The organism is Bacillus sp. FSL R5-0523 (assembly GCF_037975295.1).
In the GTDB taxonomy this organism is placed as follows: Bacteria; Bacillota; Bacilli; order Bacillales; family Bacillaceae; genus Bacillus; species Bacillus subtilis.
The window spans coordinates 1,769,137-1,790,429 of the sequence record NZ_CP150251.1; the positions used below are offsets into that span (position 1 = coordinate 1,769,137).

Here is a 21,293-nt window from a genome sequence, read left to right on the forward strand (position 1 = left end):
AAACATGACGAAGGAATTTGAGTTTTTAAAAGCAGAGCTTGATAGTATGAAAGAAAACCATACATGGCAAGACATAAAACAGCTTGAATCTATGCAGGGCCCATCTGTCACAGTGAATCACCAAAAAGTCATTCAGCTATCTTCTAATAATTACCTCGGATTCACTTCACATCCTAGACTCATCAACGCCGCACAGGAGGCCGTTCAGCAGTATGGAGCCGGCACCGGATCAGTGAGAACGATTGCCGGTACATTTACAATGCATCAAGAGCTTGAGAAAAAGCTGGCAGCCTTTAAAAAAACGGAGGCGGCACTTGTATTCCAATCAGGCTTCACAACAAACCAAGGCGTACTTTCAAGTATTCTATCAAAAGAGGACATTGTCATCTCAGATGAATTGAACCATGCCTCTATTATTGACGGAATTCGGCTGACAAAGGCGGATAAAAAGGTGTATCAGCACGTCAATATGACTGATTTAGAGCGGGTGCTGAGAAAGTCAATGAATTATCGGATGCGTCTGATTGTGACAGACGGCGTATTTTCCATGGATGGCAACATAGCTCCACTGCCTGATATTGTAGAGCTCGCTGAGAAATATGACGCATTTGTGATGGTGGATGACGCCCATGCATCCGGAGTACTTGGCGAAAACGGCAGGGGAACGGTGAATCACTTCGGTCTTGACGGCAGAGTTCATATTCAGGTCGGAACATTAAGCAAGGCAATCGGAGTGCTCGGCGGCTACGCTGCAGGTTCAAAGGTGCTGATCGATTATTTGCGCCATAAAGGCCGTCCATTTTTATTCAGCACATCTCATCCGCCGGCTGTCACTGCAGCTTGTATGGAAGCAATTGATGTCTTGCTTGAAGAGCCGGAGCATATGGAGCGCTTGTGGGAGAATACTGCCTATTTTAAAGCAATGCTTGTGAAAATGGGCCTGACTCTCACGAAGAGTGAAACGCCGATTCTTCCTATTTTAATAGGTGATGAAGGTGTGGCAAAGCAATTTTCAGATCAGCTCCTTTCCCACGGTGTTTTTGCCCAAAGTATCGTTTTCCCGACTGTAGCAAAGGGAAAAGCCAGAATTCGCACGATTATAACAGCAGAGCACACCAAAGATGAACTGGATCAGGCGCTTGATGTCATCGAAAAGACGGCAAAGGAGCTCCAGCTATTGTAACAAGAGGAAGAGTTTACTCTTCCTCTTTTGATTCCTTATTGATTATTATTCTCAATGAGTGTACAATGATAGGTTGCCAGTTGTGCAGAGCTTCAATAACCTTTATACTGAAGGGTGGAAGTTTGGTTTGAAAGGAGAAAATATGACATGAATGAAAAACAAAAATTAGAGAGCGGACAAGTTAATCCATCGGACAAAAAATCCGAGAAGGATTACAGCAAGTACTTTGAAGCTGTTTACATTCCGCCTTCTTTAAAAGACGCGAAAAAACGAGGCAAGGAAGCCGTTACTTATCATAATGACTTTAAAATTTCTGAACAATTTAAAGGATTGGGAGACGGAAGAAAGTTCTATATCCGTACGTACGGCTGCCAAATGAATGAACACGATACAGAGGTTATGGCAGGGATCTTTATGGCGCTCGGTTACGAAGCGACAAACTCTGTTGACGATGCCAATGTCATTTTGTTAAATACATGTGCAATCCGTGAAAATGCTGAAAACAAGGTGTTTGGTGAGCTCGGGCACTTAAAAGCACTGAAAAAAAACAATCCCGATCTGATTTTAGGCGTGTGCGGCTGTATGTCCCAAGAGGAATCAGTCGTGAACCGTATTTTGAAAAAACATCCGTTTGTCGATATGATTTTCGGAACGCATAACATTCATCGCCTGCCGGAGCTTTTGTCAGAAGCATACCTTTCAAAAGAAATGGTTGTAGAAGTTTGGTCTAAGGAAGGGGACGTTATTGAAAACCTTCCGAAAGTCCGAAATGGAAAAATTAAGGGCTGGGTCAATATCATGTACGGCTGTGACAAATTCTGTACGTATTGCATTGTGCCTTACACACGCGGAAAAGAAAGAAGCCGCCGCCCTGAGGATATCATTCAGGAAGTGAGAAGGCTTGCAAGTGAAGGCTATAAGGAAATTACACTGTTAGGCCAAAATGTAAACGCGTATGGAAAAGACTTTGAAGATATGACGTACGGACTTGGTGATTTGATGGATGAACTGAGAAAAATCGATATCCCGAGAATCCGTTTTACAACGAGTCATCCGCGCGACTTTGACGACCGCCTCATTGAAGTGCTGGCAAAAGGCGGAAATCTGCTTGATCACATTCATCTTCCGGTTCAATCAGGAAGCTCAGAAGTTCTGAAGCTGATGGCCCGCAAATATGACAGAGAGCGTTACATGGAGCTGGTGCGAAAAATTAAAGAAGCAATGCCAAACGCTTCATTGACAACGGACATTATCGTCGGATTTCCAAATGAAACGGACGAACAGTTTGAAGAAACGCTTTCTCTATACCGTGAAGTGGAGTTTGACAGCGCCTATACGTTCATTTACTCTCCGCGTGAGGGCACTCCGGCTGCTAAGATGAAAGATAATGTACCGATGCGTGTGAAAAAAGAACGCCTGCAGCGTCTGAACGCGCTGGTGAATGAAATTTCTGCTAAAAAAATGAAGGAATACGAAGGCAAGGTTGTCGAAGTATTAGTTGAAGGTGAAAGCAAAAATAACCCTGATATTCTTGCCGGCTATACGGAAAAAAGCAAGCTCGTCAATTTCAAAGGGCCGAAGGAAGCCATCGGCAAAATCGTCCGCGTGAAAATCCAGCAAGCGAAAACATGGTCGCTTGACGGAGAAATGGTAGGAGAAGCAATCGAGGTGAAATAAGATGACGCTCTACTCAAAAAAAGACATTGTGCAGCAGGCACGAAACCTTGCAAAAATGATTTCTGAAACAGAAGAGGTTGATTTTTTCAAACGGGCTGAAGCGCAAATCAATGAGAATGACAAAGTGTCCACAATCGTTAATCAGATTAAAGCCCTGCAAAAGCAGGCTGTCAATCTGAAGCATTATGAAAAGCATGAAGCGCTCAAACAAGTAGAAGCAAAAATTGACGCGCTGCAAGAAGAGCTTGAAGAGATTCCTGTTATCCAGGAATTCAGAGACTCGCAGATGGAAGTAAATGACCTACTGCAGCTCGTTGCACACACCATTTCCAACCAAGTCACAAATGAAATCATCACATCAACCGGAGGCGACCTGCTGAAAGGGGAAACCGGTTCAAAGGTGAAGCATTCAAATAACAGCTGTTCTCTCTAAACACGGTGCCTTAACAGGCCCGTGTTTTTTTATCATTTGTGCGGTTATAAATGAACTAAATAATCTATGTACCAAATGTTCAATTAGTTTTTCTGTGCTCAGCCGCGTATAAACTTTATCGCACTTATAAGTAAAGTTTCTAGGCACCCCTGCATACAATGGAACAGAAACTTTGTATTTTTATATTTTATTTATAAAAATGCACACTAGACAAATGCCCAGCATAAGATAACACGAAGAAGAACAAGGAGGCATGCCGGAATGTCTGAATACAGGGAAATTATTACGAAGGCAGTAGTAGCGAAAGGCCGAAAATTCACCCAATGCACCAACACCATCTCGCCTGAGAAAAAACCGAGCAGCATTTTGGGTGGTTGGATTATTAACCACAAGTATGACGCTGAAAAAATTGGAAAAACGGTAGAAATTGAAGGGTATTATGATATAAACGTATGGTACTCTTATGCGGACAACACAAAGACAGAGGTTGTCACAGAACGGGTAAAATATGTAGATGTCATTAAACTCAGATACAGAGACAATAATTACTTAGATGATGAGCATGAAGTGATTGCCAAAGTGCTTCAGCAGCCAAACTGCCTTGAAGTGACCATTTCGCCGAATGGAAATAAAATCGTTGTGCAGGCAGAAAGAGAATTTTTGGCGGAAGTGGTAGGGGAAACAAAGGTAGTTGTTGAGGTAAATCCTGACTGGGAAGAGGATGACGAGGAAGATTGGGAAGATGAGCTTGATGAAGAGCTTGAAGACATCAACCCGGAGTTTTTAGTGGGAGATCCTGAAGAATAAAAAAGGGACTAGGGGAGACAGTACCCCCAAGTCTCTTTTTTATATTGATATATCATTCTTTTATCACTTTTTGTTTATGTTATAATGAAGGTTGGAAAATAGAAACGTTGATACATAGTGAGGGATTAAACAATGGCCGGTTATACGCCTATGATACAGCAATATTTAAAAATAAAGGCAGAGCACCAGGATGCCTTTTTATTTTTTCGCCTGGGTGATTTTTATGAAATGTTTTTTGAGGACGCCAAAAAAGCGTCACAAGAGCTGGAAATTACGTTAACGAGCAGAGACGGCGGTGCGGCTGAAAAAATACCGATGTGCGGTGTGCCGTATCATTCTGCTTCCGCGTATATCGAACAGCTTATTAAAAAAGGATACAAAGTGGCGATCTGTGAACAGACGGAAGATCCGAAAGCCGCAAAGGGCGTTGTGAAAAGAGAAGTGGTTCAGCTGATTACGCCCGGAACTGTAATGGACGGCAAAGGCATCCATGAATCGGAAAATAACTTTATCGCATCTGTTTCAGCCTGCTCGAACGGATACGGACTTGCGCTGTCTGATTTAACAACGGGAGAAAATTTGGCTGTTTTGATTGAACGGCTTGAAGACGTCATATCAGAAATTTATTCAGTCGGCGCACGGGAAATCGTGGTTTCAGGAAGCTTGGATGCCGATACAGTGGCACAGCTGAGAGAGCGGTGCGGTGCAACGATTTCAATTGAAGACGGAGAAACAGACGAACACGTAACGATCATTGAGCACTTAAATAATGAAGATATAACAAAAACATTTATGCGCTTATATACGTATCTGAAAAGAACCCAAAAGCGCAGCCTTGATCATCTTCAGCCCTTGCAGGTGTATGAGCTTGAGGAAGCGATGAAAATTGACTTGTACTCAAAGCGTAATCTGGAGCTGACCGAAACAATCCGTTCAAAAAATAAAAAAGGCTCCCTTTTGTGGCTGCTGGATGAAACAAAAACGGCAATGGGAGGCCGGCTGCTTAAACAGTGGATTGACCGGCCGCTTATCAGAGTCAATCAAATCGAAGAGCGCCAAGAAATGGTGGAAACATTGATGTCCCATTTCTTTGAACGGGAAGATCTGCGTGAACGTTTAAAAGAAGTATATGACTTAGAACGCCTTGCCGGCCGCGTTGCATTCGGAAATGTCAATGCCCGGGATTTGATTCAGCTGAAGGAATCGTTAAAGCAAGTTCCTGGCATCAAACAGCTGGTTGCTTCACTGGCTCATGACAAGGCCAAGGAACGTGCAGAGCGCATTGACCCTTGCGGGGATGTACTTGAACTGCTGGAAGAAGCGCTGTACGAAAACCCTCCTTTATCGGTAAAAGAAGGGAACCTGATTAAAGATGGTTATAATCAAAAGCTTGATGAATATCGTGATGCAAGCAGAAACGGAAAAGACTGGATTGCCCGCCTGGAACAGCAGGAGCGGGAATACACAGGCATTCGCTCTTTAAAGGTCGGCTTTAATAAAGTTTTCGGTTATTACATTGAAGTGACAAAAGCAAATTTGCATTTGCTTGAGGAAGGGCGTTATGAGCGGAAGCAGACGTTAACCAATGCAGAGCGCTACATTACACCTGAATTAAAAGAAAAAGAAGCGCTCATTTTAGAGGCGGAAAATAACATCTGTGAGCTGGAGTACGAGCTGTTTACCGAGTTGCGCGAGAAAGTGAAGCAGTATATTCCGCGGCTGCAGCAGCTTGCAAAACAGATGAGCGAGCTGGACGCACTGCAATGCTTTGCGACAATCAGTGAAAATCGCCACTACACGAAACCGGAGTTCTCTAAAGATGAAGTCGAAGTGATTGAAGGCAGACACCCGGTTGTTGAAAAAGTCATGGACAGCCAGGAATATGTCCCGAACAACTGCATGATGGGCGATAACAGACAAATGCTTCTCATTACAGGCCCAAACATGTCAGGGAAAAGCACGTATATGAGACAAATCGCGCTCATTTCCATTATGGCGCAAATCGGCTGCTTTGTACCCGCGAAAAAAGCGGTGCTCCCGATTTTTGATCAAATTTTTACACGAATCGGCGCTGCAGATGATTTGATTTCCGGACAAAGTACATTTATGGTAGAAATGCTTGAAGCGAAAAATGCGATTGTCAACGCGACGAAAAACAGCCTCATTCTGTTTGATGAAATCGGGCGGGGAACGTCCACTTATGACGGCATGGCGCTGGCACAGGCGATTATTGAATATGTTCACGATCATATCGGCGCCAAGACGCTGTTCAGCACACACTATCACGAGCTGACCGTTCTTGAGGACAAGCTGCCCCAGCTGAAAAACGTTCATGTTCGCGCTGAAGAATATAACGGAACGGTTGTCTTTCTTCATCAAATTAAAGAAGGTGCCGCTGATAAAAGCTATGGTATCCATGTAGCTCAGCTTGCCGAACTGCCGGAAGATCTGATTGCGCGCGCTCAAGATATTTTAAAAGAGCTTGAGCATTCAGGAAACAAACCGGAAGTGCCGGTGCAGAAACCTCAGGTGAAAGAAGAGCCGGCACAGCTGTCCTTTTTTGACGAAGCGGAAAAGCCGGCTGAAACAACAAAGCTTTCAAAAAAAGAAAAGCAAGTGATCAATGCTTTCAAATCACTTAATATACTGGATATGACACCGCTTGAAGCGATGAATGAAATGTACAAGCTGCAAAAGAAATTACATTAAAACGGGGTGATGAATGTGGCAAAAGTCATCCAGCTGTCAGATGAGCTTTCAAATAAAATAGCGGCGGGCGAGGTTGTGGAACGGCCCGCCTCAGTCGTCAAAGAATTGGTGGAAAATGCGATCGACGCTGACAGCACAGTCATTGAAATCGATATTGAGGATGCAGGCCTTGCATCCATTCGGGTCTTGGATAACGGCGAAGGAATGGAGAATGAAGATTGCAAGCGAGCTTTCCGGCGCCACGCAACGAGTAAAATAAAAGATGAAAATGATTTATTCAGGGTGAGAACGCTCGGTTTCAGGGGAGAAGCCCTGCCGAGTATCGCGTCAGTCTCTCATCTGGAGATTACAACAAGCACTGGTGAAGGAGCTGGGACGAAGCTCGTCCTCCAAGGAGGAAACATCATTTCCGAATCGCGTTCCTCAAGCAGGAAGGGAACTGAAATTGTCGTTTCCAACCTGTTTTTTAACACACCGGCCCGTTTGAAATATATGAAAACCGTTCATACAGAGCTTGGAAACATTACAGACGTGGTTAACCGTATTGCTCTGGCGCATCCAGAGGTATCGATCCGCCTGCGCCATCATGGGAAAAACCTGCTTCAAACGAACGGAAACGGAGATGTGCGCCATGTACTGGCAGCGATTTACGGCACGGCTGTCGCCAAAAAAATGCTTCCGCTGCATGTGAGCTCCTTGGATTTTGAAGTAAAGGGATATATCGCTCTCCCAGAGATTACACGGGCGTCGAGAAACTATATGTCGTCTGTGGTCAATGGCCGTTACATTAAAAATTTCCCGCTCGTCAAAGCGGTTCATGAAGGCTATCATACGCTTCTGCCGATCGGACGCCATCCGATTACTTTTATAGAAATTACGATGGACCCGATTTTAGTCGATGTCAATGTGCATCCATCGAAGCTTGAGGTCCGGCTCAGCAAGGAAACAGAGCTTCATGACTTAATTCGTGACGGAATTAAAGATGTATTTAAACAGCAGCAGCTGATTCCGAGTGCCCAGCTTCCGAAAAAATCGGCACCTGTTATCAAAAATGAGCAGCAGTTCATAACCTTTGATGAAAAGCCTCCGGAAAGAAAAGTACCGGAAAAAGCGCATGCGCCATCTTATTCACCAATGAAGCTCAGCTCAGTCGTGAAAGAGCCGGTTGATACGGAGGAAGAATTGCCTCCTCACCAATTTGATGCTCCTCCTATCGTTGATCAGGAACAAACCCTTGAGGTGTCCGATGTTTCAGAAGAACTGCCTGAAACATTTGAGCAGGAATGCCATGAGGAACAGCAGCAGCCAGCGTCTGAGCGGGTTCCGATTATGTACCCGATCGGCCAGATGCACGGGACTTATATATTGGCACAAAACGAAAACGGCCTGTATATTATCGACCAGCACGCCGCCCAAGAACGTATTAAATATGAGTACTTTCGTGAAAAGGTGGGGGAGGTTGAGCCTGAGGTGCAGGATATGATTGTACCGCTGACGTTCCACTACTCCACAAACGAGGCTTTGATTATTGAACAGCACAAACAAGAGCTCGAAAGCGTCGGTGTCTTTTTAGAGTCATTCGGCTCTAACAGTTACATCGTCCGCTGCCACCCGGCCTGGTTTCCAAAGGGAGAAGAAGCAGAGCTTATAGAAGAAATCATTCAGCAGGTGCTCGACTCCAAAAATATAGATATTAAAAAACTCCGCGAGGAAGCGGCGATTATGATGAGCTGCAAAGGCTCCATCAAAGCAAATCGCCACCTCAGAAACGATGAAATCAAAGCGCTTCTGGACGACCTCCGAAGCACATCAGACCCATTTACATGCCCGCACGGCCGCCCGATCATCATTCACCACTCGACATATGAGATGGAAAAGATGTTCAAACGCGTGATGTAGCGGGGGTGGTAGGCATTGATCCATTCTCTGAATGGATCAATGCTTTTTTTGTACTCCTTCGAGTGTCAGATTATAAGAAACGGTTGTAAACGTGTGAGCAGTGTTAAAGAATTATACTTCATGGTCCCTCCGTATAACGAAATTTCCATTTACAGGCAATTAGAATTAATGTATATTTTGGGTGAGGGGGTGGAAACACATGGCATGTGGTCCGAAGATCATTATCTTTTTGGATGAACTTGATGATCCGAATGTAAGAATCATTTTAGAATGCAGAATTTAAATTACAACATTGTGTTTTGCTCCCTGTTCGTGTGAACAGGGAGTTTTTTCGTTTATATAACTGGTGATGTCCAAATATAAGGTGTTATGAATTCTCCATATCTGCCATCGGCATTTTAAGCTGCTTCTCTATTAGGCTGGTCATCAAAAGCAAGTTCAGTGAAAGCCATCACTGCTGATATCACAACAAGCAAGATATCTGGAATATAAATAGACTGCATAAAGTAATCTGCAAAACAGATCGTTATAAGATTGCTGATAAAATACAGTATAAAAGCAAAAAGTGCAGTCTTTTTCAATGAAAGTGATTTTGCCAAAATGATAGAGATAATCTTTGTGAGTGGGTCTATGATTAAACCTACAGCAAAGCAGGCTAAAATAAATAAAGCTAATGTTTGATTGGAAGCGTATGTGATGCCCAGTATGGAGAATAAGCCTTTCATCCCGAAGAAAAAGCCGCCGAAGATGACTGCAAGCGCAATGGCCGCGATAAAAGTGATAGATACAATTCCGATTAATTTTGATCTGAGGTTAAAATCTTTAGAGTGCTCGTTCTGTTCTTTATGGTTCAAGTATGACACTCCCTTCACCTGCTTACTCATACAAACAGCACCCTTGAATCAGCCCAAAATATCTATAAGTCTGTTTTCTGACGAAAATAGTATAGCATATTTTAACAAAACCAAAAAAGGCCCTTTCCACTGGGGAAGGGCCTTTTTCATCATGTTAACTCCTGAGATTCGCCGAAGCTTTCTCTTTTTTTGGCCAAATAAAATAGCTGGCTGTAATGAGAAAGTCAATGCCTATAATGACAGTCCACAGTTTAAGAATGCCGCTCAATGCCTCGGTTCGGGCAGAGTCATTGATAAAATAGATCATCCCTGCCAATAGTCCCGCACCAATTAAGTAGGCCAGCACATGTCTTAGCCAGCCTTTCGCACCGTGCTTGGCATGGTCCATTCCAAAACGTTTCAGCGGTTTTGCGCCTTTTTTCGTCACATAATATTGAAATTTTTCATCTGCCCATTGAATCATTTGTTTTCCATAAGCGATCGATATACCGATGTAAACAGCTGCAATCCCATGGGCTGCGGTCGCTGAGGCTCCGCGATAAAGGTCCACACCAGTTGCCGCTAACAAGATCAAATCGATAACTGGAGTTAAGGCAAGGAATAGCAGTCCTAATGTATGTCGTTTGAATACGTAGCGTACAGCAAGCCCCAAAACAATGACAACCCAAAACGCAATTTCACAGAAAACAATCATCCATGCGATACCGTTCAATCCATTCCCCTCTTTTCAATACAGTTGTATTATTTAAATAATATGTTACCATCTTTATTTTTGTAACACAACTGTATTATAAAAATTGCTCTCTCATTTTTTTCTTGTTACAATAAAGCTATGCCAAAACAAATTGACCATGAGAAAAGAAGAAAACAAATTGCAGAAGCAACGTGGCGCGTCATTTTAGAACGAGGGATGGAGGGAGCATCAGCCAGGAACATTGCAAAGGAAGCAGGATTGTCATTAGGTGCGCTGCGCCATTGTTTCTCTACACAGGATGAATTGCTTGCTTTTGCAATGAAACTTGTCCAAGAAAAGGTGACGGCCCGAATTAAGGACATTGCAGTGAGGGATTTGCTCCCTAAGAAAAAAGTGTTGCAAATTTTGCTTGAAATGGTCCCAACGAATGAAGAAACGATTAGAGAGATGGAGGTTTGGTTTGCTTTTACTGCTTACGCCAGACATAAAAAGGATATGTTTGATGCGAATCATGACGGGATTTTCAGCGGCATGCGGAATCTGATTGCCTATTTAGATGAATCCGATTTACTGAAGCAGAATGCTGATAAAGACATTGAAGCTGAGAGACTTTACGCGCTTGTTGACGGCTTGGCTTTACATGCCATGCTTGACCCCGTGCGCGTGAATAAAGACCGAATCAAGCGGGTCATTATGCAGCATGTAGAGTCAATTTGCGTGGAAGATACACGTGAGACACAAAAACGACATCCTTAAGGCACTAGTGCGAAAAGCGATTCTTGTTGGGCATGCGTCCAAAAGAGTCGCTTTTTTATTTTCAAAGAACAAGGATCTCTGAAAAAAATGGAAAACAAGCATGCTGTTTGGTAAAGTGGAATGAAAGACGGACTGAGGGGTGAACACTGGTCCATCGTTTAAGAACTTTACATGATAGGGATGGTATAAATGAGTCTTACTTACAAGGTGCATCCAATTAAAACAAGGTATCAGGGCTGGACGAATTATTGCTATATCATTGAAGATATTGTAAGCAGATCTGCAATTGTTGTTGATCCCTCATGGGAATTGAGTAAGATAACCACTACACTTTCTGGACTCGAAGCGGAATTAAAGGCAGTCGCATTGACACACTCTCATTATGATCATGTAAATCTGGTAGACCCGCTGACGAAGATGTTTAACGCTCAAGTTTATATGTCAAAAAAAGAAATTGATTATTATCAATTCCGATGCAGAAATTTAATTAGCCTAGATGATCATCAGACAATCAGCATAGGAAACACAAGAGCACAATGCCTTCTCACACCGGGGCATACTGCCGGTGGAATGTGTTATTTGTTTTCTGAGAGTATTTTTACCGGAGATACGGTGTTTACAGAAGGGTGCGGCATATGTGAGGATGATGGCAGCTCTGCGGAAGAGATGTTTGATAGTATTCAAAGAATAAAGTCGGAGGTTTCACCCCATGTACGGGTGTATCCTGGTCACTCATTTGGCAAATCGCCCGGCCATTCGATAAAGGATCTTTATCAGCATAATATTTACTTTCAAATTGATAAGAAAGAATATTTTGTGAAATTTCGCACTCGTAAAAACCAAAAAGGTATTTTTGATTTTAAATAATCCTTCTGAATCTATTATCCTATTTTTCTTCGAATATCTAAATGATTTTTATTTTCGAAAATGATTACATAGATGGGTGTTATTTATTTTGAAAACTCATTTGAAAGAAAATGAAGCGCATTATCATGATATGGCGCCCTATACGTAATCCGGGTCTTTTTTCTTATGTTCTGTTATATCTCCTGATCCTTTATTCCTCAATGGAAAAAAGCAGAAAAATAATCGAGCAAACTGTAGGAAAAATTAACTTGACGGATAATATTTACAGAGGTTACCATCAACATGAACATGCTACTATTTATCCGGTCATCACTATTATAAAGTCATACAGAAGTGAAACACATCTACTAATCGGAAGGGTGGCTTTGAGAGAATGATCACATATGTTTTTCCAGGTCAGGGTTCACAGAAACAGGGAATGGGCAGCGGCCTATTCGATGAATTTAAAGAACTGACGGATCAGGCAGATGAGATCTTAGGATATTCAATCAAACGTCTTTGCCTGGAAAATCCTTATTCCAATTTAAACAAAACGCAATTTACTCAGCCGGCGTTATATGTGGTAAACGCACTAAGCTATATGAAAAAAATCAAGGATGAAGAAGTTAAACCTGACTTTGTCGCCGGGCACAGCTTGGGTGAATACAATGCGTTATTTGCAGCTGAAGCCTTTGATTTTAAGACAGGTTTACAGCTTGTCAGAAAAAGAGGCGAACTGATGAGTCTGATAAGCAACGGCGGTATGGCAGCTGTTATGGGACTAAATGAAGAGCAGGTTGCAAAGGCTCTGAAAGAATATCATTTACATGATGTTGATATCGCTAATGTGAATGCCCCATATCAAATTGTAATTTCAGGAAAAAAAGATGAGATTGAAAAAGCCGCATCTCTTTTTGAAGCGATGACTGAAGTTACAATGGTACTCCCCTTAAACGTAAGCGGCGCGTTTCATTCCAGATACATGAATAAGGCAAAAGAAGAATTCGAGGAGTTCCTTCATGCCTTTTATTTTTCGCCTCCGTCTATCCCGGTTCTTTCTAATGTGTATGCCAAACCGTATACATACGAATTCATGAAACAGACGCTGGCTGATCAAATTAATCACTCAGTGAAATGGACTGACAGCATAAGATACTTAATGAAAAAAGGCCATATGGAGTTTGAGGAGGTAGGGCCTGGAAATGTTTTAACTGGGTTAATTCATCGCATAAAGAAAGATGCGGAAGCAATGCCCCGCTAAAGCATTTGCCCCTATGGCCGTGTACCTCATCAATCAGGTCTAAACACAGATTTCCTTTCATTTAAGGTATAAAGTTTTAAAGATTCAATCGTTCGATTGACACTGTTTCTAATTGAATAACTTTATATACTGTTACATAAAGAGGCTGATAAATTAAGTTAGACATTTGAACTATGTCAGCCGGTCTGTCAAACCATCGCTCCCACATCTAGATGGTCCATTTTTTAACCTCACCCACCAATCATAGAGTCGATGTTCTTTGCTGATCCTGTTATCATGTTACATCAATTTTGAGATATCAACATACATCTACGATCACATCATAAATGAACCGCATCCAGAGCACCAATAGCAATCCTTCCAAGTTGAATCTCCTTTACTTTTTCACATATGTCTTTTCCATTTATTAATTTCATTTCAATCGCTGCTATGTGCTTTACAACATACATGGAAATAAGAAATCCAATAGCCGTCATAAATATAAAAAAAGAAGGTTATACACATGAATGAACCGCTTGTTTTTATGTTTTCCGGGCAAGGTTCCCAATACTATCACATGGGGAAAGAACTATTTAAGGAAAATACCGTGTTTCGCCAATCTATGCTTGAAATGGATGACATTGCAGCACGGCGAATTGGCACATCCATTGTTGAAGAAATCTACCATCCAGGTAAACGTATGTCAGATCCGTTTGACAGTATTCTTTTTTCCCACCCCGCCATTTTTATGATTGAGTATTCCTTATATAAGGTTTTGGAAGATAGGGGAATCTCTCCTGATTACGTATTGGGATCAAGTCTGGGAGAATTCGCAGCAGCGGCAGTTTCTGGTGTGTCAGACGCAGAGGATATACTGGATTGCGTACTTGAACAGGCTATTATCATCCAAAATTCCTGCGATAAAGGAAAAATGCTGGCCATTCTTGACAAACCGCAATTGCTGAATGATCATCATCAACTGTTTGGAAATAGTGAACTCATTTCTATCAATTATGATTCGCACTTCGTCATTTCTGGTGAAGAAGATCATATAAGGAGGATTATGGAGGATTTAAAGGAGAAGCAGATTCTTTTCCAGCTGCTTCCTGTGTCCTATGCCTTTCATTCTTCGCTTATTGATCCGGCAGAGAGTGCCTATGCAGAATTTTTAAGATCAAAATCTTTTAAAAAACCGTCAATACCGATTGTATCGAGCTTAACGGGAAGCTGCCTTCACGTAATGGACGAGAATTTCTTTTGGAATGCGGTCAGAAAGCCAATGATGTTTCGTGAAGCGATTCGATATTTGGAAAGCCAGCATGCATGCAAGTTTATCGATTTAGGGCCATCCGGCACCTTAGCTGCTTTTGTGAAACAGCTGATTCCGGGTGATTCAGCTGACCGTTGCTGCTCAATCATAACACCATTTCATCAGGAGCTGAAAAATCTGAATACGGTTGAGTATTTCCGTACACCAGAAAGGAAGTTTACAAGATGATTACATATGTCTTTCCAGGGCAAGGCTCCCAGCAAAAGGGGATGGGACAAGGCCTATTTGAACAATATCAGCATTTGACTGATCAAGCAGATCAAATATTGGGCTATTCAATAGAGAAGCTATGTACCGAAAAATCCTATTTGGATGTAAATCATACTGAATACACGCAGCCGGCTTTGTACGTTGTTAATGCACTCAGTTACTTGAAGAGAGTGGAGGAGACCGGCAGAAAACCTGATTTTGCGGCAGGACACAGCTTAGGAGAATACAATGCGCTGATGGCAGCCGGTGCCTTTGATTTTGAAACCGGATTAAGGCTCGTCAAAAAAAGAGGAGAATTGATGGGACGAATTACAGGGGGCGGAATGGCTGCTGTGATCGGCCTGAGTAAGGAACAAGTTACAGCCGTTTTAGAAGAGCACCGTCTTCAGGACATTGATGTGGCAAATGAAAATACGCCCCGGCAAATTGTGATTTCTGGGCCGAAAAAAGAGATTGAAAAAGCTCGGGCTATTTTTGAAAACACCAAGGATGTAAAGCTGTTTCATCCATTAAATGTGAGCGGAGCTTTTCATTCCAGATATATGAATGAAGCCAAACAGGTATTTAAGCAATATATTGACTCATTCCAGTTTGCACCTTTGGCGATCCCGGTTATCTCCAATGTCTATGCAGAGCCATACCATCAAGACAGATTAAAAGATACATTATCTGAACAAATGGACAACACAGTGAAATGGACGGACAGCATTCGTTTCCTGATGGGAAGAGGAGAAATGGAGTTTGAAGAGATTGGGCCTGGAACTGTTTTAACCGGTCTCATTCATCGGATTAAAAATGAAGCTGAACCATTGACATATATACCGAAAAAGAACCCCGCGATCAGTGCGAATCTAAAGGAGCAACGCAATGTTCAAGCTGGGATTACGGCAGAATCTTTAGGAAGTGCTGAATTTAAACAAGATTATCATCTTACATATGCTTATCTTGCAGGAGGAATGTACCGCGGGATTGCTTCGAAAGAAATGGTAGTAAAGCTGTCAAGAGCGGGAATGATGGGGTTCTTTGGCACAGGAGGTCTGAGCCTGAAAGAGGTTGAAGATGCGATCCATGCTATACAAGGTGAATTAGGGAAAGGACAAGCCTATGGCATCAATCTGGTCCACAATATGAAACATACTGAATCAGAAGAAAAAATGATCGATCTTTTATTGAGGAATCAAGTGAGCATTGTGGAGGCTTCAGCATTTTTAAGTGTCACTCCTGCATTAGTAAGGTACCGAGCAAAAGGAGTGAAACGAAATCAAAATGGTGACGTTATATGCTCAAATCGTCTCATAGCAAAAATATCACGGCCGGAAGTTGCAGAATCATTTCTGAGTCCTGCGCCTGAGAATATGCTGCAAAAGCTTTTAGGAGAAAATAAAATCACTATGAACGAAGCTGAGTTGTTGCGGTGCATTCCGATGGCTGACGATATTTGTGTAGAAGCTGATTCAGGCGGTCATACAGATGGCGGTGTAGCATACAGCCTGATGCCAGCGATGACATCTTTAAGAGACGAAATGATGAAAAAATATCAATTTCGGAAAAAAATAAGAGTTGGTGCAGCTGGAGGAATTGGAACACCTGAGGCAGCGATGGCGGCTTTTATGCTAGGAGCTGATTTTATTCTAACAGGCTCAATCAATCAATGTACGGTTGAGGCGGCAACAAGTGATAAAGTAAAGGATTTGCTTCAGCAGATGAATGTACAAGATACAGCCTATGCGCCTGCAGGTGATATGTTTGAATCGGGCAGTAAAGTGCAGGTGCTAAAGAAAGGCGTGTTCTTTCCCGCACGGGCAAACAAGTTATATGAACTATATCAGCGGTATGGGTCTATACGTGAGCTGGATGCAAAGATGCTGGCCCAGCTTGAGGAGAAATACTTTAAACGCAGTATAGAAGACATATATAAAGATATTGCATTGCATTATCCCGCTGCAGACATTGAGAAGGCTGAACAAAATCCGAAGCATAAAATGGCTTTGATTTTCCGATGGTACTTCAGATACAGCTCAAAATTGGCAATCAGCGGAAGCGAACATTCGAAGGTTGATTATCAAATTCACTGCGGTCCCGCGCTGGGAGCCTTTAATCAATGGGTTAAAGGGTCGCAATTAGAAAATTGGCGAAACCGCCATGTGGATGAAATCGGGAAAAAATTAATGACAGAAACGGCGGTATTGCTTCATGAACGGATGCAATCGATGTATCAGCCGCCGCATGAAACAGACAACATAAAAATGAAAGTTTGAATATTGTGAAAATACACCTATAAAAATCATTAAAATAATTCCTCGAAGGAGAGAGCGTATTATGGATAAACAGAGAATCTTTGAAGTACTAATCACCAATATTTGCGAGGTGCTTCCTGAATTAGACGGACACAGATTTGAGCCTGAAGATCAGTTAGTTGAGCTAGGAGCTGACTCTGTAGACAGAGCTGAAATTATCACGATGGTGCTAGAGGATTTATCGTTAAAAATCCCCCGCATTGAGCTATCCGGGGTGAAAAACATCGGTGAATTAGCTGAGGTGCTTTATGACAAAGTGCAATCTGCCTGAGGCGGTGGTGACCGGTGTAGGCGTTACGGCCTCTATCGGTCAAGGGAAAGAGGACTTTGCTTCCTCGCTCTTGTCCGGCAGACATGCCTTTGATGTCATGAAGCGTTCAGGCAGACAAAAAGACAGCCGGTTTATCGGAGCCGAAATTGCGTCATTGTCTTATCCTGACCGACTCTCTAAAAAAATGTTGCGAAAAGCATCATTTTCCAGCCGCGCTGCATTGGTAACTCTCACAGAGGCTTGGGAGGAGGCTGAATTGGACGATGCAGATTCCTCACGTATCGGACTGGTTGTTGGCGGGTCAAATTTTCAGCAGAGAGAAAACTTTGAAGTTTATGAAAGGTATCAAGACCGCTCCGGTTTTATTTCGCCGGGGTATGGCCTGTCTTTCATGGATAGCGATCTTTGCGGGATATGTACAGATCAGTTTGGCATCACGGGATTAGCATATACGGTGGGAGGTGCCTCGGCCAGCGGCCAGTTAGCAGTCATTCATGCGATTCAGCAAGTCCTGTCAGGCGAAGTTGATACTTGCATAGCACTTGGTGCTTTAATGGATCTTTCTTATATGGAATGCGAGGCGCTAAGGGCTTTAGGCGCTATGGGGACGGACAAATATGCTGATGAACCTGAAAAAGCGTGCCGTCCCTTCGATCAAAACAGAGACGGGTTTATCTATGGAGAATCGTGCGGTGCATTGGTAATAGAACGAAAGGAGACGGCATTACGAAGAGGTATCAAACCTTATGCAGCATTGTCTGGCTGGTCAATCAAACTGGACGGAAACCGGAATCCTGATCCTTCATTAGAAGGAGAGATTCATGTCATCCAGAAGGCACTGGAGCGTGCCAGGCTTTTACCAGAAGATATTGATTATATTAATCCTCATGGAACAGGCTCTTTTATTGGAGATGAAATAGAATTAAAGGCGCTCCGTGCATGCCGGCTTTCCCATGCTTATATCAATGCAACAAAATCGATAACCGGACACGGGCTTAGTGCGGCGGGCATCGTAGAGATTATTTCTGTTTTGCTGCAAATGAAAAAATCTGCCCTGCATCCGAGCAGGAATTTGGATCATCCAATCGATGATTCCTTTCATTGGGTAAATGAGAAATCGATTTCATACCGCATCAAAAATGCGCTGAGCTTAAGCATGGGGTTTGGCGGAATGAACACCGCGGTTTGTATACAAAACATTGAGAAATGTGGAGGCGAATCATAAATGGTTTCAGCCGGAATAGAAGCGATGAATGTCTTTGGCGGAACGGCATACCTTGATGTCATGGAGCTGGCCAAATACAGACACTTAGATACTGCGAGATTTGAAAACTTATTAATGAAAGAAAAAGCGGTAGCACTGCCTTATGAAGACCCCGTGACCTTCGGAGTCAATGCAGCTAAGCCGATTATTGATTCTTTATCTGAAGCAGAGAAGGACCGGATTGAATTGCTGATCACTTGCTCTGAATCCGGGATCGACTTTGGGAAATCGTTAAGTACATATATCCATGAATATTTAGGTCTCAACCGCAACTGCCGTTTGTTTGAGGTTAAACAGGCGTGTTATTCAGGGACAGCAGGATTTCAGATGGCGGTGAATTTTATATTATCCCAGACTTCTCCGGGTGCCAAAGCACTGGTTATCGCCAGTGATATTTCACGTTTTTTAATCGCTGAGGGCGGAGACGCTTTAAGCGAAGATTGGTCTTATGCGGAACCGAGCGCCGGAGCGGGAGCGGTGGCCGTTTTAGTTGGCGAAAATCCCGAGGTGTTTCAAATAGATCCCGGAGCAAATGGTTATTACGGCTATGAAGTGATGGACACGTGCCGCCCCATTCCCGACAGTGAAGCGGGAGATTCTGATCTGTCTTTAATGTCATATTTGGATTGCTGCGAACAGACCTTTCTGGAATATCAAAAGCGTGTACCGGGTGCCAATTATCAGGACACGTTTCAATATCTTGCTTACCATACGCCCTTTGGCGGGATGGTGAAAGGTGCGCACCGGACAATGATGCGTAAGGTGGCGAAGGTGAAAACATCCGGGATTGAGCCGGATTTTTTAACTCGGGTAAAACCAGGGTTAAACTACTGTCAACGGGTTGGAAATATTATGGGGGCAGCCTTGTTTCTGGCATTGGCCAGCACGATAGACCAAGGGAGGTTTGATTCCCCTAAACGAATTGGCTGTTTTTCCTACGGATCCGGCTGCTGTTCTGAATTTTACAGCGGAATTACAACTCCGCAAGGCCAGGAGCGTCAGCGAACATTTGGTATTGAGAAGCATTTGGACCGCCGGTATCAGCTCTCCATGGAAGAGTATGAGCTATTGTTTAAGGGGAGCGGGATGGTGCGGTTTGGGACGCGCAATGTAAAGCTGGACTTTGAGATGGTACCGGGCATCATGCAGTCCACTCAAGAGAAGCCGCGCTTGTTTTTAGAAGAAATTTCTGAGTTTCATCGGAAGTACAGGTGGATCTCGTGACCTATCAAACGATAAAGGTCCGCTTTCAAGCGTCGGTTTGCTATATTACCTTTCACCGTCCTGAAGCGAATAATACGATTAATGACACGCTGATAGAAGAATGCTTGCAAGTGTTAAACCAATGTGAAACATCAACGGTGACGGTTGTCGTTTTAGAGGGGCTTCCCGAGGTGTTTTGTTTCGGAGCTGATTTTCAAGAAATCTATCAGGAATTGAAAAGGGGCAGAAAACAGGCAAGCTCCCAAGAGCCTCTCTATGGTTTGTGGCTGAAATTGCAGACCGGCCCTTATGTCACGATTTCGCATGTCAGGGGAAAAGTGAATGCCGGCGGTCTTGGATTTGTATCTGCCACAGATATTGCCATTGCTGATCAGACGGCGTCATTCAGTCTCTCTGAGCTGCTATTCGGCCTGTACCCTGCTTGTGTTTTACCGTTTCTGATCCACCGTATCGGCCGGCAGAAAGCGCATTATATGACGCTTATGACGAAGCCGATTTCCGTTCAGGAAGCCAGTGAATGGGGGTTAATAGATGCTTATGATGCTGAAAGTGACGTGCTGCTGAGAAAGCATTTATTGCGTTTGCGGAGGCTGAATAAAAAAGGAATCGCACATTATAAACAGTTTATGAGCTCGCTTGATCATCAAGTCAGTCGTGCGAAAGCCACCGCTTTAACTGCAAATCAAAACATGTTTTCTGATCCTCAAAACCAAATGGGAATCATCAGGTATGTTGAAACAGGACAATTCCCATGGGAGGATCAGTAACCGTTTAAAAATGACAATCAGAACCGTTAGGAGGACATCATGACGCATTCTGTTGTAGAGCTTATCGAAATTGAACCTGCCATTATTCAGGTAAAGATGCAAGATCGCACTCATAAAAACGCGTTTTCACAAGAACTTACAGACGGTTTAATTCAAGCGTTTGAATACATACGGCAGAACCCCAAATACAAAGCGGTCATTTTGACAGGATATGATAATTATTTTGCTTCAGGAGGAACGCAAGAAGGACTGCTACGAATTCAACAGGGATTGACCAAGTTCACAGATGACAATCTTTATTCTCTGGCGCTGGATTGTGAGATTCCAGTTATTGCGGCAATGCAGGGCCATGGAATTGGAGGCGGCTTTGTCATGGGGCTCTTTGCTGACATTGTCATTCTGAGCAGAGAAAGCGTGTATACGGCTAATTTTATGAAATACGGATTTACGCCTGGAATGGGCGCTACCTTTATCGTTCCTAAAAAACTGGGTTTCAGCCTGGCCCAGGAAATATTATTGAATGCGGGCAGCTACCGCGGAGCTGATCTTGAAAAAAGAGGGGTTCCCTTTAAGGTGCTGCCCCGTGCAGAAGTGTTAGATTATGCAGTGGAGCTGGCGCAAGAACTGGCGGAAAAGCCGAGAAACTCACTGGTTACACTGAAAGATCATTTAGTTGCCCCGCTTCGCGATCAGCTGCCGCGCGTCATTGAACAGGAATTGATGATGCATGAGAAAACATTTCATCATGAAGAAGTCAAAAGTAGAATCAAAGGTTTATATGGGAATTAACTGAAATATATAAAAATTTCGCAGGTGAAATGGAGGCAGCGTG

Annotated in this window: 19 protein-coding genes; 17 read left to right on the forward strand and 2 right to left on the reverse strand. The window is 43.1% G+C overall.

All coding sequences use genetic code 11. The features are described from left to right. Positions 1-4: 4 nt before the first annotated feature. The 6 genes from NYE53_RS09160 (at position 5) to mutL (ending at position 8,708) form a co-directional block, all read left to right on the forward strand. Entirely contained in the window at positions 5-1,183 is a 1,179-nt protein-coding gene (locus NYE53_RS09160; protein WP_339248282.1) for a glycine C-acetyltransferase, read from the forward strand. Positions 1,184-1,330: 147 nt separating this feature from the next. Beyond that, on the forward strand, positions 1,331-2,860 hold the full coding sequence (miaB, locus tag NYE53_RS09165; protein WP_014664026.1) for a tRNA (N6-isopentenyl adenosine(37)-C2)-methylthiotransferase MiaB: 1,530 nt from the start codon (positions 1,331-1,333) through the stop codon (positions 2,858-2,860). Between the two features lies 1 nt (position 2,861). Continuing rightward, complete coding sequence (ricA, locus tag NYE53_RS09170; RefSeq protein WP_003231834.1) at positions 2,862-3,293, forward strand: regulatory iron-sulfur-containing complex subunit RicA; 432 nt, start codon at positions 2,862-2,864, stop codon at positions 3,291-3,293. Positions 3,294-3,554: 261 nt separating this feature from the next. Beyond that, entirely contained in the window at positions 3,555-4,100 is a 546-nt protein-coding gene (gene cotE, locus NYE53_RS09175) for an outer spore coat protein CotE (RefSeq protein WP_003231833.1), read from the forward strand. A gap of 132 nt (positions 4,101-4,232) precedes the next feature. Then, positions 4,233-6,809, forward strand: coding sequence for a DNA mismatch repair protein MutS (gene mutS / locus NYE53_RS09180; protein ID WP_339248285.1), 2,577 nt, complete (start codon positions 4,233-4,235; stop codon positions 6,807-6,809). A gap of 15 nt (positions 6,810-6,824) precedes the next feature. Then, positions 6,825-8,708 carry a DNA mismatch repair endonuclease MutL gene (gene mutL / locus NYE53_RS09185; protein WP_187954213.1) on the forward strand — a complete coding sequence of 628 codons (1,884 nt, stop codon included), beginning with the start codon at positions 6,825-6,827 and terminating at the stop codon, positions 8,706-8,708. Positions 8,709-9,106: 398 nt separating this feature from the next. Here the strand turns inward: mutL and NYE53_RS09190 are convergent, their stop codons facing one another. Both NYE53_RS09190 and NYE53_RS09195 read right to left on the reverse strand, forming a co-directional pair. Next, on the reverse strand, positions 9,107-9,562 hold the full coding sequence (locus NYE53_RS09190) for a regulatory YrvL family protein (protein WP_080481313.1): 456 nt from the start codon (positions 9,560-9,562) through the stop codon (positions 9,107-9,109). A 154-nt stretch (positions 9,563-9,716) separates the two neighbouring features. Beyond that, positions 9,717-10,274 (reverse strand): hypothetical protein, encoded by a 558-nt coding sequence (locus tag NYE53_RS09195; RefSeq protein WP_038428985.1) that lies wholly within the window; start codon positions 10,272-10,274, stop codon positions 9,717-9,719. A 120-nt stretch (positions 10,275-10,394) separates the two neighbouring features. On the opposite strand from NYE53_RS09195, the gene NYE53_RS09200 reads away from it, so the two are divergent. From NYE53_RS09200 to NYE53_RS09250, 11 genes are all read left to right on the forward strand, one after another. Further along, positions 10,395-11,012, forward strand: a complete 618-nt coding sequence (locus NYE53_RS09200; protein ID WP_339248289.1) for a TetR/AcrR family transcriptional regulator — start codon at positions 10,395-10,397, stop codon at positions 11,010-11,012. A 189-nt stretch (positions 11,013-11,201) separates the two neighbouring features. Beyond that, on the forward strand, positions 11,202-11,879 hold the full coding sequence (locus tag NYE53_RS09205) for an MBL fold metallo-hydrolase (RefSeq protein WP_187954210.1): 678 nt from the start codon (positions 11,202-11,204) through the stop codon (positions 11,877-11,879). A gap of 110 nt (positions 11,880-11,989) precedes the next feature. Continuing rightward, positions 11,990-12,256, forward strand: a complete 267-nt coding sequence (locus NYE53_RS09210; protein WP_339248292.1) for a hypothetical protein — start codon at positions 11,990-11,992, stop codon at positions 12,254-12,256. Further along, positions 12,253-13,119, forward strand: coding sequence for an ACP S-malonyltransferase (gene fabD, locus NYE53_RS09215; protein WP_339248295.1), 867 nt, complete (start codon positions 12,253-12,255; stop codon positions 13,117-13,119). The genes NYE53_RS09210 and fabD (NYE53_RS09215) overlap by 4 nt, the downstream gene beginning before the upstream one ends. 502 nt (positions 13,120-13,621) lie before the next feature. After that, positions 13,622-14,596: an acyltransferase domain-containing protein gene (locus NYE53_RS09220; protein WP_339248298.1), complete on the forward strand. Its 975-nt coding sequence runs from the start codon at positions 13,622-13,624 to the stop codon at positions 14,594-14,596. Continuing rightward, complete coding sequence (gene fabD / locus NYE53_RS09225; protein ID WP_339248301.1) at positions 14,593-16,896, forward strand: ACP S-malonyltransferase; 2,304 nt, start codon at positions 14,593-14,595, stop codon at positions 16,894-16,896. Before NYE53_RS09220 ends, fabD (NYE53_RS09225) begins: the two co-directional genes overlap by 4 nt. A gap of 61 nt (positions 16,897-16,957) precedes the next feature. Next, positions 16,958-17,206: an acyl carrier protein gene (locus tag NYE53_RS09230; RefSeq protein ID WP_003231809.1), complete on the forward strand. Its 249-nt coding sequence runs from the start codon at positions 16,958-16,960 to the stop codon at positions 17,204-17,206. Further along, a complete protein-coding gene (gene pksF / locus NYE53_RS09235) occupies positions 17,184-18,431 on the forward strand; it encodes a polyketide biosynthesis malonyl-ACP decarboxylase PksF (RefSeq protein WP_339248304.1) in 1,248 nt (415 codons plus the stop codon). Before NYE53_RS09230 ends, pksF begins: the two co-directional genes overlap by 23 nt. Beyond that, positions 18,432-19,694, forward strand: coding sequence for a polyketide biosynthesis 3-hydroxy-3-methylglutaryl-ACP synthase PksG (gene pksG / locus NYE53_RS09240; protein ID WP_339248307.1), 1,263 nt, complete (start codon positions 18,432-18,434; stop codon positions 19,692-19,694). Further along, positions 19,682-20,461, forward strand: a complete 780-nt coding sequence (locus NYE53_RS09245; protein ID WP_339248310.1) for an enoyl-CoA hydratase/isomerase — start codon at positions 19,682-19,684, stop codon at positions 20,459-20,461. Before pksG ends, NYE53_RS09245 begins: the two co-directional genes overlap by 13 nt. Before the next feature lie 39 nt (positions 20,462-20,500). After that, a complete protein-coding gene (locus NYE53_RS09250) occupies positions 20,501-21,250 on the forward strand; it encodes a polyketide synthase (protein WP_268549398.1) in 750 nt (249 codons plus the stop codon). Positions 21,251-21,293: the final 43 nt, after the last annotated feature.

Coding starts and splice junctions, on each gene's coding strand:
- NYE53_RS09205 (WP_187954210.1), top strand. CDS start 11,202: ATGAGTCTTACTTACAAGGTGCATCCAATTAAAACAAGGTATCAGGGC.
- pksG (WP_339248307.1), top strand. CDS start 18,432: ATGGTTTCAGCCGGAATAGAAGCGATGAATGTCTTTGGCGGAACGGCA.
- NYE53_RS09210 (WP_339248292.1), top strand. CDS start 11,990: ATGAAGCGCATTATCATGATATGGCGCCCTATACGTAATCCGGGTCTT.
- fabD (WP_339248301.1), top strand. CDS start 14,593: ATGATTACATATGTCTTTCCAGGGCAAGGCTCCCAGCAAAAGGGGATG.
- NYE53_RS09230 (WP_003231809.1), top strand. CDS start 16,958: ATGGATAAACAGAGAATCTTTGAAGTACTAATCACCAATATTTGCGAG.
- mutS (WP_339248285.1), top strand. CDS start 4,233: ATGGCCGGTTATACGCCTATGATACAGCAATATTTAAAAATAAAGGCA.
- NYE53_RS09160 (WP_339248282.1), top strand. CDS start 5: ATGACGAAGGAATTTGAGTTTTTAAAAGCAGAGCTTGATAGTATGAAA.
- cotE (WP_003231833.1), top strand. CDS start 3,555: ATGTCTGAATACAGGGAAATTATTACGAAGGCAGTAGTAGCGAAAGGC.
- NYE53_RS09220 (WP_339248298.1), top strand. CDS start 13,622: ATGAATGAACCGCTTGTTTTTATGTTTTCCGGGCAAGGTTCCCAATAC.
- NYE53_RS09250 (WP_268549398.1), top strand. CDS start 20,501: ATGACGCATTCTGTTGTAGAGCTTATCGAAATTGAACCTGCCATTATT.
- ricA (WP_003231834.1), top strand. CDS start 2,862: ATGACGCTCTACTCAAAAAAAGACATTGTGCAGCAGGCACGAAACCTT.
- miaB (WP_014664026.1), top strand. CDS start 1,331: ATGAATGAAAAACAAAAATTAGAGAGCGGACAAGTTAATCCATCGGAC.
- NYE53_RS09200 (WP_339248289.1), top strand. CDS start 10,395: ATGCCAAAACAAATTGACCATGAGAAAAGAAGAAAACAAATTGCAGAA.
- pksF (WP_339248304.1), top strand. CDS start 17,184: ATGACAAAGTGCAATCTGCCTGAGGCGGTGGTGACCGGTGTAGGCGTT.
- fabD (WP_339248295.1), top strand. CDS start 12,253: ATGATCACATATGTTTTTCCAGGTCAGGGTTCACAGAAACAGGGAATG.